Origin of the sequence: Solwaraspora sp. WMMA2056, from assembly GCF_030345095.1 — a bacterium.
Classification (GTDB): domain Bacteria; phylum Actinomycetota; class Actinomycetes; order Mycobacteriales; family Micromonosporaceae; genus Micromonospora_E.
Genome location: NZ_CP128360.1, coordinates 5,442,339 through 5,457,942, shown reverse-complemented (window position 1 = coordinate 5,457,942; position 15,604 = coordinate 5,442,339). Strand labels below are relative to the sequence as shown.

The window sequence follows — 15,604 nt, the reverse complement described above, 5'->3', positions numbered from 1 at the left end:
GCGGCGTGGCGGCGAGCGGTCGGCCCACTGTGGCCACGACACCCGTCTTATAGTTGAATGCTCAACCGACATCGTCGTACGGTCGATCGGACCGTCACCCACCTCGACCCGACAGGAGCGCCCGGTGTCCGACCTGCGCAAGACCGCGACAACCGCCGAGCCACTGCACCCGCTGCTCGCGCAGCGGTGGAGCCCCCGGGCGTTCGACCCGGACCACCAGCTCACCGACCAGCAGGTCACCGCGCTGCTGGAGGCCGCCCGGTGGGCGCCGAGCGCCGGCAACAGTCAGCCCTGGCGTTTCGCGGTCGCCCGCCGGGGCAGCGCCGCCCACACCAGGGTGCTGGACACCCTGGATCCCGGCAACCAGCTCTGGGCGCCCGCCGCCGCCGCGTTGATCGTGGTCGCGGCGCAGACGGTCACCGCCGACGGCACCAGCCGCCCCTGGGCCGCCTACGACACCGGCCAGGCGGTCGCGCACCTGTCCGTCCAGGCGCAGCACGAAGGTCTGGCCGTGCACCAGATGGGCGGTTTCGACCGGGACCGGCTCGCCGCCCTGCTCGACCACGACCCGACCGTCACCCCGCTGGCCGTCGTCGCGGTCGGGCGGCGCGCTCCGGCCGACGGCCTCGACGCACTCGACGCCACGCTCGGCGAGCGCGAACGTGCACCGCGGCAGCGACTATCGGTAACCGAGCTGACGCTCACGGTGGGCCCGGCCCTGGTCGCCGACCGCGGTTGACCGCAGCCCGTCACGGCATCGCACCACCGGACTTGACCAGGGCCGCTAGCATTCGCGGGACCTGGAACTTGCCGGAAGGGGAGCCGTGTCACGGGTCCAGCAAGGAATACGTACCGCCGCCCAAGCGATCGCCCAGGGTGGTGACCCCCGACAGGTGGCGATGGCGGAACTGCAGCGCCGGGGCGCCGCCATGACCGGTGGGGGCGGCCAGCCCGGCGGGGCCGGCCGGTCCGGCGGGGGCAGTCGGGGGCAGTTGGCCGAGGACGGGATGGACCCGGTCGACTTCCCGGCCGCCCGCGACCTCGGCGGCAGCATCGACACCGTCATGGAGCAGCGCCGGGTTCCACTCGACGACGCCGGTGAGGTGCTCAACCGCAGCGAGCAACGCCGCGACGAGTCCGGGCAGGCGCACGTCATCTGCCCGATGGTGATCCCGCGTGGCCGGTCCCTGGCGACCATGCTGCCGGTGTCGCTGCTGCTCGTCCTCGGCGCGGTCGCCGCCGTCGTCATCGCGGTGGCCGGCGGCAGCGTGCTGTTCAACCCGTTCTTCGGCATCCACTACTGGCTGCTGTCGCTGTTCGCCGTCGGCTTCGTCTGGTGGCGGCAGGGCATGGTCATGGTGCCGGACGGCTGCGCCGCGCTGATCACCCGCTTCGGCAAGCTGGAGCAGGTCGTCGGCCCCGGCCGGGTGATCCTGCTGAACCCGTGGAAGCGGGTGTCGTACATCGTCAACACCACCCGCGAGTACCCGTTCAACGCCCCGGTGCGCGAAGCCCCCACCAAGGGCGGGGTGAAGGCCTCCATCGACCTGTTCATCCAGTTCCGGATCAGCGACCCGGTCGAGTTCGTCTACACCCTCGGCGCGGTGCGCGGCTTCGAGGAGAAGCTCAGCAACGCGGTCAGCGAGACCATCCGCAGCCTGATCTACGAGCAGGAGGCGGCCGAGATCTACAACATGGTCGGCGAGGACACCGGACGCCTGCTGGAACAGCTCAATCAGCAGTTCCGCCCGGCGGTCGAGTTGACCAACGCCAACATCACCCACGCCGAACCCTCCGACCGTGAGTACCGGATGGACCTGGCCGCCCCGGAGATGGTGCGGGTCGCCAAGGACGCCTACACCCACCAGTACGCGCTGCAGCTGCGCAAGGAACAGGACGAGGGCGACCTGACCAAGGAGTTGGCCACCCTGCAGGAGACCCTGTCGGCGATCCAGGCCGACATCGCCCAGTACCAGGCGCAGATGGACACCGCCGTGGAGCGGGAGACCAACCGGGCCGAGGCGCTGGCCCGCCAGCGCTACGTCTCCGCCGAGTCCGAGGCGAAGGCGAACGCGGCGCTGCTGGAGGCCCAGGCCCTGGACATCCGGGCGGTCACCGCCGCCGAGGCTCCCGAGATCCTCGAGTACCGCTACCAGCGCGAGGTGCTCGACACCCTGGAGGAGGTGGCCGACCACCTGCCCCGGCTGGTGCGCATCGGCGGCTCGGCCGACCCGAACGGCGCGGTCGGTGTCGACCTGCTGAAGCTGGCCCGCGAAATGGTCGGTGAGCGGGGCGCGGAACTGTTCAGCGACACCGACATGGCCGCCATGCGTACCCGGCTGGCCGAGGTCGCCGCCCGCATCGCCGAACGGGAACCGGAGATCGCCGCGCTGCGCGAGGCCGACCGCCCGACCGTCACCACAGTCGATGCCAACCCGCTGACCTCCGGTACGCCGGAGCTGACCGACGACACCACGGAGGTTCGGCCGTGATCAACAAGTTCGCCAGCGGCCGTTCGGTGATCTCCGAGGCCGTCGCACCCTGGAGCGAGCTCGCCCAACTGCTGCGCGGCGGCGACGCCGGCAGCCTCGTCCCCGTGGTCATCCCCAAGCACCGCCGTCGGCTCGGCTGGATGGTGCCGCTCTGGCTCGGTCTGCTCGCCCTGCTCAGCGGGGTGATGTTCGCCGTCCGCGGCGACGACGGGCTGATCGGTGCCGCCTACGGCGCGCTCGCCGGTGCCAGCTGGTTCGTCGGCGTGTTGTTGCTGCTGCTCGGCGCGCTCTGGTGGTGGCGGTCGTCCATCGTGGAGATCGAACAGGGCACGCACGGCGTCCTGACCCGCTACGGCGCGGTCACCCGCACCCTGGAGCCGGGCCGGCACTACCTGTGGCACCCGTGGTCGCGGGTCGACTTCGTCGTCGACGTCGCCACCGAGATCCCGTACTCGGCGCCGGTGATGGCCTGCCCGACCCGGGAGAACGTGCCGCTGCGCTCGATCGAGTTCTTCATGAAGCTGCGGATCACCGACGCGGTGCTGTTCGTGCGGACCATCGGTGCCGGCAACTTCGACCTGGTGCTGTCCAGCGCCGTGCAGGACGCCATCCGGCAGCGGGCCCGCCAGGTGCAGACCGAGCGGGCGTACGACCTGCGCGGCTCCGACGTCGCCGACATGCAGGATCTGCTCAACCGGCAGTTGTCCCGCTACGGGGTACGGATTACCGGCTGCAACATCCCGGACGTGCAGCTGCCCACCCAGTACCAGCAGCACCTGGCCACCCAGGAACGGGTCGCCAAGGAGCACGCCGCGTACGAGCAGGAGTGGGGTCTGACCCGTAAGCGGCGCATCGACAGCCTGCAGATGGACATCGAGCGCGCCAAGAAGGTGCGCGACGCCCGGTTCGTCGAGGTCAAGGCGGCCCTGAACAAGGCCCGGGAGCAGGTCGCCGGGCTGCTGGAGCAGCAGGAGACCAACGCCCAACGGGTCCGGTTCGAGATCGAGACCCGGGGCCGCAGCGGGCTGATCGCCGCCGAGAACGAGGCCAAGGCACAGCGGCGACTCGCCCAGGCGTACCGGGACAACCGGGCCGTGCTGCAGTACGAGCTGGCGCTGCGGCGTCTGGAGGTCGGCGCGGAACTGGCCGGCAAGGCCCCGCAGCCGGTGGTGGTGCGCACCGACGGTGCCGGCGGTGGCGGCATCGACACCTCCGCGTTGTCCACCCTGCTCACCGCGCAGCTGCTGCCCCGCGCCGCCGCGTTGCCGACGGCCGACCGCGCCGCCGACGACCCGGCCTGACCCGTGCCGCCGGTGCCGACGGGGCGCCCCGTCGGCACCGGCGCTGGTTCGACTACTCCGAGTGTTTCCAGTAGCCCTTGACGATCGTCTGCTCCGGCGGGAGCGCCCAGCGGTCGTGCAGCAGCGCCCGGCCGGCCGGCACCACGGCCTGCTCGGCGGCGACGAAGCCGAACACCGCACCGGCCGGTCGCTGCCCGGCGTCGACGGCGTCGATCGCGCCGGTCAGGGCCCGGCCCGGTGGCCCGTCGCCACGGTGGATCCAGTCCAGGTCGACACCAGGTGGTGGCGCCAGGTCGACCTGGTGATCCCGGTCGGGCGCCTCGATCAGAATTCGTCCGGACGCGGTCTGTGGCATCGCGGCGACGAACCGGCGGATGGCCGGGATCGCGGTCTCGTCCCCGGCCAGGAACCAGGCGTCCGGGGTGCCCTGCAGGACGGTCGAGCCGCGTGGCCCACCGACCGCCACCGGGGAGGCCAGCGGAGCCCCGACCGCCCAGTCGCTGGCCAGCCCGCCAGGGTGCACCACGAGTTCCAGGTCGAGCCAGCCGGCCGTAGGGTCCCAGTCGAGCGGGGTCACCTCCCGGCTGGGGCCGTCGTGCGGACCGTCGGCACCGAGCGGGAGAAAGAGTCGGATATGGTCGTCCGCTCCGGGCGACGTGAAGCCGCGCAGCTGGGCTCCGGTCAGGCGCAGTCGCAGGTAGCCCGGCGTCAGCCAGGTGCGGTCGGACAGCCGGGCGGTCCGGCGGAACACCCGCTCGGCGGCGGTTCGGGTGAGCGTGAACGGCATCGCGAGAGCTCCCGGGACGTGGTGACTGTTAGGTGAGCCTACCCTCAATGGGGCTGTCGAGAGTGTGACGTGCCTCCATCCGGTCGCGCCAGAATCGCCGTCAACACGAGGTCGAGACTGTCGGCCGGCGTACCGCGGGCGCGCCAGGCGACATGACCGTCCGGGCGGAAACGTCGCGGTCGAGGAGTGCCGCTCCACCAGCACCGTCGGGACCCGTAGCTGGGCCAGCCGGATCGCCAGGCCCAGCCCGACGGGCCCGCCCCCGACGACCAGTACTGCGGCGTGCTCCACGACATCACCGACTCAGGGTCCGGCCAGCGCGGCGCTGATACTTTCCGCGTTGTTCCGGAAGACCGCCAACAGGTCAAGGTCCGCGCCGGGGAAGTTGACGATGTCCACCCGGGTGGCCCCGTCGACGTCCGGGTTGGCGCCCGGCAGGTGCGCGTTGGCCAATACCACTGCCGGCTTGACGGCGGTCAGCTCGGCAAGCTGGCTCGCGGTCACCGGCGCCGGCCCGTACGTGCCGGTGACCTGCAACCCGGCGAACTCCGCCCAGTACGCCATGAACAGGTGGGTCACCGCCGTCTGAGGCTCAGCGCTGGCCGCCTTCACCTCGCCGGACAACTCGGCGTAGGTGCTGTCGAACTCGGCAAGCCAGGCGGCGGCAGCGTCGGCGGTGCCGAACAGCTCACCGAGGCGGGTCACCTCGGCGGTGATCACCGCCGGAGTGTTCTCCAACTGTACGGGGACCAGCTCGGCGTCACCGCCGGCCGCCTCGGTGAGCCGGTCGGCGAAGCCGTCGAACTCGGCGTACAGCACGTAGTCGGCGTCGGCGACGGCGGCCAGGTCGCTGGGCTTGGGGTCGTAGTCCGGCGGGTGCTGGACGTTGGCCGGCGCGATCACCGTGACCTCGGCGATCCCGGCGGCCTTGGCCAGGGCACCGACCCAGGTGGTGGAGGCGACGACGGCCGGGCCGCCGTCCGGGGCGCCGGTGCTGTTCGACGGTGCCGGATCGGTGTCAGTGTTGCCACACCCGGTCGTCGACAGGGCGAGGGTTGCCGTCGCGGTCAACGCCACGACGGTTCGGGACCAGCGCATCACGTGCTCCTTCAGGGATGAGATAGGTGAGCAGGGTCAAGGTGCCGGCCACCAGGACCAGCACCGGTCCGGGTGGCTGGTCGAGCAGGAGCGCGGCGGTGAAGCCCAGGGCGTTGCCGACGACCCCGAAGCCGACCGCCCAGCCGGCCATCGACGTCAGCGACCGGCCCAGATTGCGGGCCGCCAGGGCCGGCAGGATGGTCAGTGCGTCGACCAGCAGCGCGCCGGTGAGCCGGATGGACGCGCCGATCGCCACCGCGACGACGACCAGCAGTGCCAGCATCAGGCCGCTGGCGGCCACCCCGGAGCACAGCGCCAGTTCGCGGTCGAACAGCAGCAGCGCCAGCTGCCGCCGGTAGCGCCAGAACAGCAGGTGCACGGCGACGGTGAGGACCGCCAGTACAACGAGGTCGATGTCGCGGGTGGCCAGGATCGACCCCCACAGCAGCTCGAACGCGCCGGTGGCGTTCACCCCGGACACCGACAGCACCAGCAGTGCGGCGGCGATCGCGAACGTCATCAGCAGGCCCATCGCGCCCGGCAGACCGGCGGGCCGGCGGGCCAGCGGGGCGACGCCGGCTCCGGCCAGTCCGCAGGCCACCAGCCCGCACAGCATCGGGTCCAGTCCGGCGAGCAGGCCGACGGCGATGCCGAGCAACGCCACGTGCATGATGGCGAACCGGACGGCGATGATGTCCAGCCCGACGATGAACACCCCGACGATCGGCAACCCGACGGCGGCCACGGCCAACCCGATCGCCGACCGCTGCACCGCCGGCAGACTCAACAGGTCGAGGAAGTGTTCCACCTGGTCAGATCACCCGCAGCCGGCCGGCCGCCATCTCGGCGACCCGGTCACAGGCACGAGCCATGGCCCGATCGTGGGAGACCACCACGACGGTGACCGGCAGTGCCGCCAGCAGCCCGGCGACCTGTTCCTGGCCGTCGAAGTCGAGCGCGGCGGTCGGTTCGTCGGCGAGCAACGCCCGGGCCCCGGCGGCGACCGCGCCGAGGGCACGGGCCAGGAACACCCGCTGCAGCTGGCCACCGGACAGGGTGTGCAACGGTCGGTCGTCGAGGCCGCCGACGCCGAGTGTGGTGGCGGCGTCGGCCGCCGCCGACGCGGCGCCACCGCTGGCCAGCAGCTCAGCGACGAGCAGCGGGAACCGGCCGGGGGCGAGCCGTTGCGGTACCCAGGCCACGTCCCGCCGGCGCCGCGCCCAGCCGGCCCGACCGCGTGCCACCTCGTCGCCGACCGAGACGGTGCCGGCGGCCACCGGATGCAACCCGAGGACGGTACGCAGCAGCGTCGTCTTGCCGGAGCCGTTCGCCCCGGTCAACGTCAGGTGCTCACCGGCGTCGACGGTGAGGTCCACCGCGTCGACCACGGTACGCCGGCCGTACCGGCAGGTCACGCCGCTGAAGGCCACGGCGGCGCCGGCCGGTGGCAGAGCGTCACCGGGCGACGACGGGTCGGTCGTGGCGGCCGGGAGGGTCATTGGGGCGTCTCGGTGAACTGCTCCCGCAGCCACCGCTTGTCGACCTTGCCGGCCGGCGACAGTGGCAGCGTGTCGAACACCCGGAGACGTTCGGGAAGCTTGGCGCGTTCCAGCCCGTGCACGTCGGTCAGATAGTGAGCCAGCTCGCCAAGGGTGGGGGCGGTGGCGCCTTCGCGCAGGGCGAGGCAGACCGCCATCCGTTCACCCATCAACCGGTCCGGTACGCCGACGCACGCCACCTGACGCACCGCCGGATGCTGGGCCACCAGCAATTCCACCTCGACCGGGGAGAGGTTCCGCCCACCCCGGATGATGATCTCGTTGCGCCGGCCGACCACGTGCAGGAACCCATCGACGTCGATTCGGCCGAGGTCGCCGGTGCGAACCCAGCCGTCGTCGGTGCGGTAGCGGACGTCGAAGTCGGCGTCGACGTAGCAGTGTGGGCTCATCGGCCCGAGCCCCCAGATCTCGCCGACCTCGCCCGGGGCCACGTCCCGGCCCTCCTCGTCGACCACCCGGACCGCCGCGACCGCCGGGTTCGGCCGGCCGACCGCGTCGTGCACCTCCTCCGGCGGGTCGGCCGGGTCGGTGGTGCAGTTGACCCCGTCCGCCGAGCCGTAGCAGTTGACGTAGGCGCAGCCGAACCGGTCCCGGCAGGCGGCGACGGTCGCCGGGTCGACCCGCGACCCGCCCGCCACGACGGCCCGGACCGTCGACATGTCCACCCTCGACAAGTGGGGATGATCGAGCATCATCGTGAACATCGTCGGCACCCCGAACACCAGGTGCGGGCCGTGCCGGTCGATCAGCTCCAGCGCCCGCGCGGCGTCGAAACGGGACTGCACCAGCAGGGTCCCGCCAAAGCGGGCGACCGTCACCGCGGAGCCGGACGACCCGAACGAGGACGCCAGCGGCACCAGGAACAGGTTGCGCATCGGCCCCGGCCCGGTGTGCAACGCGTCGATGAACGCGCCCCGTCCGCCGGCGAGGGCCTCGTGCGAGTAGACGACCATCTTCGGGGCGGCCTCGGATCCGGAGGAGACGAGGATCCGGGCCGGGGCGTCGGGCCGTACCGCCGGCCGCCGGGTCGTCGCGGCCCCGTCGCGGGCCAGGCCCTCCAGGCTGTCCGGGCCGCCGCCACCGGCCACGATCACGGTACGCAGGTCCGGCAGGTCGCCGCGTAGGTCGGCGAGCACGTCGGCGTAGGGGACGTCGCCGAACTTGTGCGCGACGACCGCGGCCACCGCCCGGGACCGGCGCAGCAAGGTGAGGGTGTCGCGGCGGCCCCGGCCGATCGGGTACGGCAGCACCACGGCGCCGATCGCGGCGACGGCCAGGTCCACCGCCACCGCCTGCCAGCCGTTGGGCAGTTGTACCGCGACCACCTCGCCGGCAGCGACCCCGGCGGCGCGCAACGCTGCGGCCAGCCGGGACACTCGGTCGGCGAGGTCGAGGTAGGAGTGTGTTCCCTCGTCGTCGATCACCGCTGCCCGCTGCGGTGCCGCGGTGACCTGCCGGGTGAACAGGGTGTGCAGGTCGGCATCGGGGTAGTAGCCGGAATGACGCCACCAGCGGCGCAGGGCGGCGGGGACCAGGTCGGTGGCGGTCAGCACGGTCAACGGACGAACCTCCAGGGCGCACGGACGTAGGCGCAGCCGTCGATGTCGAGCAGCTCGGCGAAGGCCGGATCGGTGGCGAGCAGGCCGGGATCGGGACAGACCGGTACCGCCGCGACACCACCGGCCCGCAGCAGGGCGACAGCGTCGTCGACCGGGAGTCCCGCCAGCCGGTCGAGCGCATCCGCCGGCCCGACGGCGCTGGTCGCGCGGGTCAGCGACTGCGGTGTCGTGCCGGCCGGTACGGCCAGCTGGCCACCGATGGCCGGTAGCGGACCGTCGAGCGGGTCGCGCTCACGCCGGGCGGGGCGTTCCCCACGCAGCACCGGACCCTGCAGCACCCCGGCTGCCGACAGCAGGCTGCTGTCCACCCGCTGTCCACGCCTGTCGCGGTGGCCGGCGACAAGTCCGGCGAGGACTCCCTCGACGGCCACCAGTCCACCCAGAACGTCCAACAGGGTCATCAACGAACCCGCCGGTGCCTCGCCGTAGGGGCGCAGGTGGGTGCCGAGACCGGCGTACGCCTGCACCATGAAGTCGGTGCCCGGCGGCGGGTCGCTGCCGGCCGCGTCCCCCCAGCCGGAGGCGTAGGCGTAGACCAGCCGGGGGTTCGCCGCCCACAGGTCGGTGGCGTCAAGCCCCAGTTGCGCGGCCTTGCCGGGCGCCCAGTTCTGGACGAAGGCGTCGGCCTCGGCGGCCAGGTCACGCACCGTCGCCCGGCCAGCCGGGCTGCGCAGGTCAGCCTCGACGATGCGTTTGCCCCGGTTGAGCGCCAGGAACCGGGCCGAGCAGTCGCCGACCATCGGCGGCATGCCGCGCAGCGGGTCACCGCCCACCGGTTCGATCCGGACGACCTCGGCGCCGAGCAGCCGCAGCAGCTGACCGGCGAGCGGTCCCTGGATGCGCCGGCCCGCCTCGACCACCCGCAGCCCGGCCAGCGGCCCCTCGGCTGCGGGCCATCGCGTCCCGGACGCCGGTGACGCCGCCGCCACCGGACCGGCACCGATGCGCCACGGCGGGCTGTCGACTCCCGGCTGGTACCGGTCGTGGCAGCGCTCGGCGTGCCCGCGTACCAGCTGGACGGCGACACCGGCCGCCTGCGCCAGGTCACGTAGCCGCCCAAACGGCACCTGCCCGATCGCGGCGTGCAGCTGCACGGGCAGCGGGGCGGTCGCGGTCGCGTACCGCAGCACGAAGCCCCGCCAGGCGTGTCCCGCCACCGACGGGGCCACGCCGAGCTCGGTCCACAGCCGGTGCCACGGTGCCGGGTCGAGGGTCTCCAGCTCCACCAACGCCCCGTCGGCGCAGGCGAACGGTGGCGGTGTGCCGGCGGTCGCCGGCAGCTCGACGTACTCCGGGTCGACGGCGCTGCCGGCGGCGAGATACTGCGACACGGTCAGCAGCGCGGCCCCGGCCACCGAGACCGTCACCGGGCCGGCGGGCGCACCACCGCGCAGTCCGGCCAACCGCGCCGCCAGGACACCCTGGCAGGCCAGCAGCCCGGCGGCGGTGCCGACGTAGTCCAGGGCGATCCGGGCCGGACCGCCCCGGGCGCGTCCGTGCACCGCCATCAGCGCGCACCGGGCCTGGGCGGTCACCTCGTCGAGCGGCCACATCGCTGCGTCGCCTGCGGTGACGCCCGGATGCGACCAGTCGATCTGGACCGGCAGCTCCATCCCACCGGGCACGGTGAGCCGCAGCGGCCCGTCGCCGGGGTCCCGCGTGGCGCCGAGATCGACAAGGTGGCAGGCGAGGACCTGATCTGCGGTGGTGGCGGTCGTGCCGGCGACGACGTGACCCGCCAACGTCCCGCCTGGAACCGGACCGGCCGCCGGACCGACTACGGTACCGGTGCCTCCGACATCAACTGTCACGTCTGCAGTAGTCGTGCACCGAGCCGTTCCGGTTCCCGGACGGTTCGAACCGCGCCGTCCCACCACGACGGTGCCGTCCTGGAGGGACAGCGATGGATCTTGAACATCGGGTGGCGGATTTCGTCCACAGCCGCGTCGTGCCCGTGGAGGGGCTGCTCGCGGCCGGCGGCGACCCGGCCCGCAGCCTCCTGGCCGAGCTGCAAGGGCAGGCTCGTACGGCCGGGCTGTGGACGCTCCCGCTGCCGACGACGCTCGGCGGGCAGGGGCTGACGCTGACCGGGTACGCCCGCCTCGCCGAGGTCGAGGCGTACAGCGACTTCGGGCCGACCGTGCTCGGTTCGGACCTGCTGCTCGACGCCACGATGCTGGACACGCACGCGACGCCGACCGCGCGTGAGCGCTATCTCCGGCCGATGGTCGAGGGCCGCTGCCCGCCCAGTTTCGCGATGACCGAACCCGGGGTGCCCGGCACCGACCCGATGTCGCTGGCCACCCGCGCGGAGCGCGACGGCGGCAGCTGGGTGATCACCGGTCGCAAGTGGTTCACCAGCCGGGCGGCCGACGCCGGTTTCACCACCGTGGTCTGCCGGACCGCACCGGAGCTGGCCGCCGCAGGCGGCAGCGGCCAGGCCGGATTCAGCCTGCTGCTGGTGCCGACCACCGCGCCCGGCTACCGGATCGTGCGGCAGTTGCCGGTGCTCGGCGTGGGCGGGCAGTACGAGATCGACCTGGACGGCGTCCGGGTCCCCGCCGATCATCTGATCGGCGACGCCGGAGCCGGCCTGCGGATCGTCGCCGGCCGGCTGCACCTGGGCCGTACCCTGCGCTGCCTGCGCTGGCTCGGCCAGTCCGCCCGCGCGTTCGACCTGATGCGCGACCGGCTGGTGCGTCGCCGGGTCGGGCCGCACCCGCTGGCCGACAAGCAGCTGCTGCACGGTCACGTCTTCGACAGCCACGCCGAACTGGCCGCCGCCCGGGCCCTCACCCACGCGGCGGTCGCGTCGGTGGCGGCCGGGGGCGACGCCCGGATCCCGACCGGCACCGCCAAGGTCGTCACCGCCCGGGCGTTCCACGCCGTCGTGGACCGGGCCATCCAGGTGTACGGGGCCGAAGGGTTGACCGACGACACGCCACTGGCGATGCTGCTGCGTGCCGCGCGGGCGGCCCGGATCCTCGACGGCCCGGACGAGTGGCACGTCACCACCGTCGCCACCCGACTGCTCGCCGACTACCAGGCGGCCACCGGCACCGCGCCGCAGCGCAGCGCCAGCACGGCGGCCAGGAAGTAGTCACCCCAGATCAGCTCGTGCCGGCAGGCGATGTCGCGGTCGGGGTCGTAGCAGCCGTCCCGCAGCGCCCCGTTGTCGGCCAGGTGGCCGACGACGAGGGCGTCGACGGTGGCGGTGGCGGCCTGCCGGTACCGCTGCGCCCACCGCGCCGGCTGACCGCCGAGCGTCCACATCGCCGCGGCTGCGATCGCCGCCGCCGAGCTGTCCAGCGGGGCACCGGCCCGGCCGAACACCGCCAGCGGCGCCCCCGGCGGACCCACGGTCGCCAGCCACCAGTCGGTGACCCGCCGCGCCACCGACGTGAACTCGCCGCCGAGCCGGTCGGCGGCGACGGCGAAACCGAGCATGCCCCACGCCTGCCCGCGTGCCCACACCTGCTCGCGGGCCGGCGGCGGCCGGTCGGCGGGCAGGGTGCGCTCGGCCAGCACCTGGCCCTCGTCGGTGACCAGCAGTCGGGCGCAGGCCCGGGCGTGCCGGCGGGCGAGCCGCCGGTACCCGGGCGGTTCGTCGGCCCAGCTCATCAGCGCCACCACGGCGGCGAGCGCATCGATGCCGATCCGGGGCTGCGGCGGCCCGCCGAACGCCGTCCCGACCGGGAACACGCCGTACCCGGGTTCGAACGACGCGGCCAGCGCCCGCGCGCCGACCGCCGCCACCTGGTCGGCCGCCGGGTCCCGGCAGAGCCGTCCGCCGGTCGCGGCGGCGCCGTACCAGAACGTCATCGCCCGGGTCACCGTGTCGTCGCCGGCCCGCGCCGACAACCGGCCGGTCACCGTCGACGCCTGCTCCCGCGCGAGCGTGTCCGGGTGCACGGCCAGGCTGAGCCAGTGCAGCCCGGCCCAGAAGCCCCCGGTCCACGACCCGCGCCGGGTGCTGGTCCACTCCCCGGTGGCCGGGTCGGCGTAGAGCGGGAAGCGGTCGCCGACGGCGGCGTGGATCCGGGGGAGCCGGCCCAGCATCGCGTCCAGCGCGGCCCGGTGCGCGGGCGCGGCGGCCGTCCCGGTCGGCGACGGCGTACGCGGTCGGGTCACGACGGTGCCGTCCTGTCGGCCGGTGCGACGGGCCGGGTGAGCGGCCCGCCGCCGGTCGTGTCGGACCGGGCTGCCGCCCGGGTGACGGCCAGCCGCCACCCGGCCACGCCAGCGGCGGCGAACACGACGGCGACCGTCGACCAGGCGACCCCGTACCCGCCGAGATCGGCGACGACCCCGAAACCGACCGGCCCGACGACGAACCCGCCGAAGAACCCGGTCGACACCAGCGCCGAGGCGTGCCCGGGTGTGGTCGTGGCGCGGACCACGGCGAGCATCGACACCGCGTTCGCCCCGGTCGCCGAGATCCCGACGCCGATCGCGCCGCACCACACCAGCGGCGGGAAGAGCCCGGCCGCCAGCACCAGCACCGCCGACGCGGTGGCCACCAGCGACAGTGCGGCGAGCACCGAGGTCACCTCCGCGCGCCGGTCCGCCGACCGGGTCCACCACAGCCGGCCGACGACACCGGCGGCACCGAACACCGCCAGCAGCGTCCCGGCCGACCATCCGGTCAATCTCAGCTGCTGTACGCCGTACAGCGGCAGGTAGGTGTTGACCGCGGACAGGCCGGTACCCAGCAGCAGCGAGTAGCCCATCAGCCCGACCACCCAGCCCGGTGGCCGCGACCACCGCCACCACGGTCCGCCTGCGGCGTCACGTGGCGCCGGGCGTGGCACCTGCCACCACGTCGCGGCGAGCAGCCCCAGGGCCAACAGCCCGGCCAGACCCAGGCCGGCCGGCCACCCCCGGACCGCCGCGACCACCGGCAGCCCGAGCCCGCACAGTGCTGCGGCGAGCTGCACCCCGGACTGCTTCACCCCGATCGCGTCGCCCCGTCGGTGCGCCGGCACCATCGTCGCCACCAGCACGTTCGTCGCCGGATTCGCCAACGCCATGCCCAGGCCGGTCACCGCCACCGCGACGACCAGTACCGGGTAACTGCCGGCGGTGGCACCGGTCAGCAGCGCCGCCGCGACGATCGCGGCCAACCACAGCAACCCCCGGCGGGCGCCGACCGTGTCGACCAGCCGACCGGCGACCAGCGACACCGTCGCGGCCACCGCGAACGCGACCGTCACCGGCACCCCGACCGCCGCCCGGGACACGCCCAGGTCCTCGGCCAGGTATGGACCGAGCGCGCTGACCGCGTACAGCGGCAGCATCGACACCGCCATCGCCGCGGTCGCCACCGTCGTCGGCACCCACCATCGTGTCCGTGACCGCACCCGATGCCCTCCCCTCGTCGACGCAACATCAGTCGGCCCGTCGTAGGGTCGGGTTCCCGCGACCGCGACCGGCCGTGGAATCGCACCGGCCGGGCCTCGCCCGGTGCCGCCGTCGGATGATCGAATGGCGATCCGGCCGCCGCTGGTGCCGTTGTGACAGGAGGTCCCGTCCGTGCCCAGATCAGCCCTACCCGTCCGGGTCGCCCGAGGGGCCATGGCGGCGCTGTTCGCCGCCGTGGTGGTCGTCGGTCCGGCCTCCCCGGCTGCGGCGCACGCCGCACTGTCGGCTAGTCAACCAGGCCAGAACACCCGGGTGGCGCAGTCGCCCGAGGAGATCGTGCTGACCTTCACCGAACCGCTCAACGGCGACTACACCACGATCGTGGTCAGCGACGCCGCCGGCGCTCAGATGCCGGTCGACGGGCCGACCGTCGACCAGCAACGGGGCATCGTGCGCCCGGTGCAGCCGTTGCCCGACGGCGTCTACACGGTCGCGTACCGGGTGGTCTCGGTGGACGGACATCCGGTGCAGGGTGCGTTCCGGTTCGCGGTGAACGTCCCGCTCACCGGTGCGTCGGCGGATTCGGCCCAGGACGGTGCGGCGGCCGGTTCGGACGAGGCCGGGGACGGGAGCCGCCGAGGGTGGCTGCTCGCCTTCGCCGGTGCCGTGGTGCTGCTGATCGGCGGGGCCGCCGTCGTCGTCCTGCGCGGCCGCCGGCGTGTGAGCTAGTTCACTGCGGGAACCGACCGGGCCGGTGCGGCGACTACTTCCGTCGTACGACTCGTGAGGAGAACCCGCATGTCATCAGCGCTCCAGCCGGCCCCGGTCCGGCGCACCGCCACGCTCCGTGCGGTGCTGTCCGGCGTCGCCGGCCTCGCCCTCGCCGTCACCCTTGCCGGCTGCGGCGACGGCGACGCTTCCAGCCAGGCGCAGCCCAGCCCGGACGCGTCGGCCGGTGCGACGGCGTCGGCCGAGGCCACGGCCGGCCTCGTGGTGCGCGACCCGTGGGTGAAGGCCGCCGACGACGGCATGACCGCCGCGTTCGGGGTGCTGGTCAACGACACCGACGCCGACATCACCATCACCGGCGTCAGCACTGACATCTCGCCGATCGAGCTGCACGAGATGGCGATGGCCGACGGCGCGATGGTGATGCGGGAGAAGCCGGGCGGGATCGTCGTTCCCGCCGGCGGCAGCCACACCCTCGAACCCGGCGGCGACCACATCATGCTGATGGACATCGCGCAACCGGTGCAGCCCGGCGACGAGGTCACCTTCACGGTGACCTTCGCCGACGGCGCGACGTCGCAGTTCACCGCCGTCGCCAAGCCGTTCGCCGGTGCCGAGGAGAGCTACGACCCGGGCACGGGCATGGACCACGGCTGAA

14 protein-coding genes and 1 pseudogene are annotated in these 15,604 nt (G+C 73.6%); 6 read left to right on the top strand and 9 right to left on the bottom strand.

Translation table 11 applies throughout. From position 1 onward, the window contains the following. The first annotated feature begins 124 nt into the window (after nucleotides 1-124). From O7608_RS24595 to O7608_RS24585, 3 genes are all read left to right on the top strand, one after another. On the top strand, nucleotides 125-739 hold the full coding sequence (locus tag O7608_RS24595) for a nitroreductase family protein (protein WP_289206831.1): 615 nt from the start codon (nucleotides 125-127) through the stop codon (nucleotides 737-739). A gap of 160 nt (nucleotides 740-899) precedes the next feature. Further along, the gene (locus O7608_RS24590) at nucleotides 900-2,492 is read left to right on the top strand and encodes an SPFH domain-containing protein (RefSeq protein ID WP_289206830.1); all 1,593 of its coding nucleotides are present in this window, start codon (nucleotides 900-902) and stop codon (nucleotides 2,490-2,492) included. Continuing rightward, the gene (locus O7608_RS24585) at nucleotides 2,489-3,793 is read left to right on the top strand and encodes an SPFH domain-containing protein (RefSeq protein WP_289206829.1); all 1,305 of its coding nucleotides are present in this window, start codon (nucleotides 2,489-2,491) and stop codon (nucleotides 3,791-3,793) included. The genes O7608_RS24590 and O7608_RS24585 overlap by 4 nt, the downstream gene beginning before the upstream one ends. Nucleotides 3,794-3,845: 52 nt before the next feature. On the opposite strand, the gene O7608_RS24580 is transcribed toward O7608_RS24585, so the two are convergent. From O7608_RS24580 to O7608_RS24555, 7 genes and pseudogenes are all read right to left on the bottom strand, one after another. After that, nucleotides 3,846-4,580, bottom strand: coding sequence for a siderophore-interacting protein (locus O7608_RS24580; RefSeq protein ID WP_289206828.1), 735 nt, complete (start codon nucleotides 4,578-4,580; stop codon nucleotides 3,846-3,848). Nucleotides 4,581-4,745: 165 nt separating this feature from the next. Further along, a pseudogene (locus O7608_RS32030) lies at nucleotides 4,746-4,871 on the bottom strand (FAD-dependent monooxygenase); the annotation flags it as partial. Between the two features lie 12 nt (nucleotides 4,872-4,883). Next, entirely contained in the window at nucleotides 4,884-5,678 is a 795-nt protein-coding gene (locus tag O7608_RS24575) for a metal ABC transporter solute-binding protein, Zn/Mn family (protein WP_289206827.1), read from the bottom strand. Next, a complete protein-coding gene (locus O7608_RS24570) occupies nucleotides 5,599-6,486 on the bottom strand; it encodes a metal ABC transporter permease (RefSeq protein ID WP_289206826.1) in 888 nt (295 codons plus the stop codon). Before O7608_RS24570 ends, O7608_RS24575 begins: the two co-directional genes overlap by 80 nt. Before the next feature lie 4 nt (nucleotides 6,487-6,490). Continuing rightward, a complete protein-coding gene (locus O7608_RS24565; RefSeq protein WP_289206825.1) occupies nucleotides 6,491-7,177 on the bottom strand; it encodes a metal ABC transporter ATP-binding protein in 687 nt (228 codons plus the stop codon). Continuing rightward, the gene (locus O7608_RS24560) at nucleotides 7,174-8,790 is read right to left on the bottom strand and encodes a class I adenylate-forming enzyme family protein (protein ID WP_289211013.1); all 1,617 of its coding nucleotides are present in this window, start codon (nucleotides 8,788-8,790) and stop codon (nucleotides 7,174-7,176) included. The genes O7608_RS24565 and O7608_RS24560 overlap by 4 nt, the downstream gene beginning before the upstream one ends. A 2-nt stretch (nucleotides 8,791-8,792) precedes the next feature. Next, entirely contained in the window at nucleotides 8,793-10,598 is a 1,806-nt protein-coding gene (locus O7608_RS24555) for a CoA transferase (protein ID WP_289206824.1), read from the bottom strand. 161 nt (nucleotides 10,599-10,759) lie between these two features. Here O7608_RS24555 and O7608_RS24550 point away from each other — a divergent pair, with 161 nt between their 5' ends. Next, nucleotides 10,760-11,956, top strand: a complete 1,197-nt coding sequence (locus tag O7608_RS24550) for an acyl-CoA dehydrogenase family protein (protein WP_289206823.1) — start codon at nucleotides 10,760-10,762, stop codon at nucleotides 11,954-11,956. Here O7608_RS24550 and O7608_RS24545 read toward each other — a convergent pair. Both O7608_RS24545 and O7608_RS24540 read right to left on the bottom strand, forming a co-directional pair. Next, entirely contained in the window at nucleotides 11,896-12,987 is a 1,092-nt protein-coding gene (locus tag O7608_RS24545) for a hypothetical protein (RefSeq protein WP_289206822.1), read from the bottom strand. The genes O7608_RS24550 and O7608_RS24545 overlap by 61 nt on opposite strands. Then, nucleotides 12,984-14,192, bottom strand: coding sequence for an MFS transporter (locus tag O7608_RS24540; RefSeq protein ID WP_289206821.1), 1,209 nt, complete (start codon nucleotides 14,190-14,192; stop codon nucleotides 12,984-12,986). The genes O7608_RS24545 and O7608_RS24540 overlap by 4 nt, the downstream gene beginning before the upstream one ends. A gap of 196 nt (nucleotides 14,193-14,388) precedes the next feature. Here O7608_RS24540 and O7608_RS24535 point away from each other — a divergent pair, with 196 nt between their 5' ends. Together O7608_RS24535 and O7608_RS24530 are read left to right on the top strand one after the other, a co-directional pair. Then, nucleotides 14,389-14,946: a copper resistance CopC family protein gene (locus O7608_RS24535; RefSeq protein ID WP_289206820.1), complete on the top strand. Its 558-nt coding sequence runs from the start codon at nucleotides 14,389-14,391 to the stop codon at nucleotides 14,944-14,946. 69 nt (nucleotides 14,947-15,015) lie between these two features. Beyond that, nucleotides 15,016-15,603, top strand: a complete 588-nt coding sequence (locus O7608_RS24530) for a copper chaperone PCu(A)C (protein ID WP_289206819.1) — start codon at nucleotides 15,016-15,018, stop codon at nucleotides 15,601-15,603. The last annotated feature ends 1 nt before the right edge of the window (nucleotide 15,604 follow it).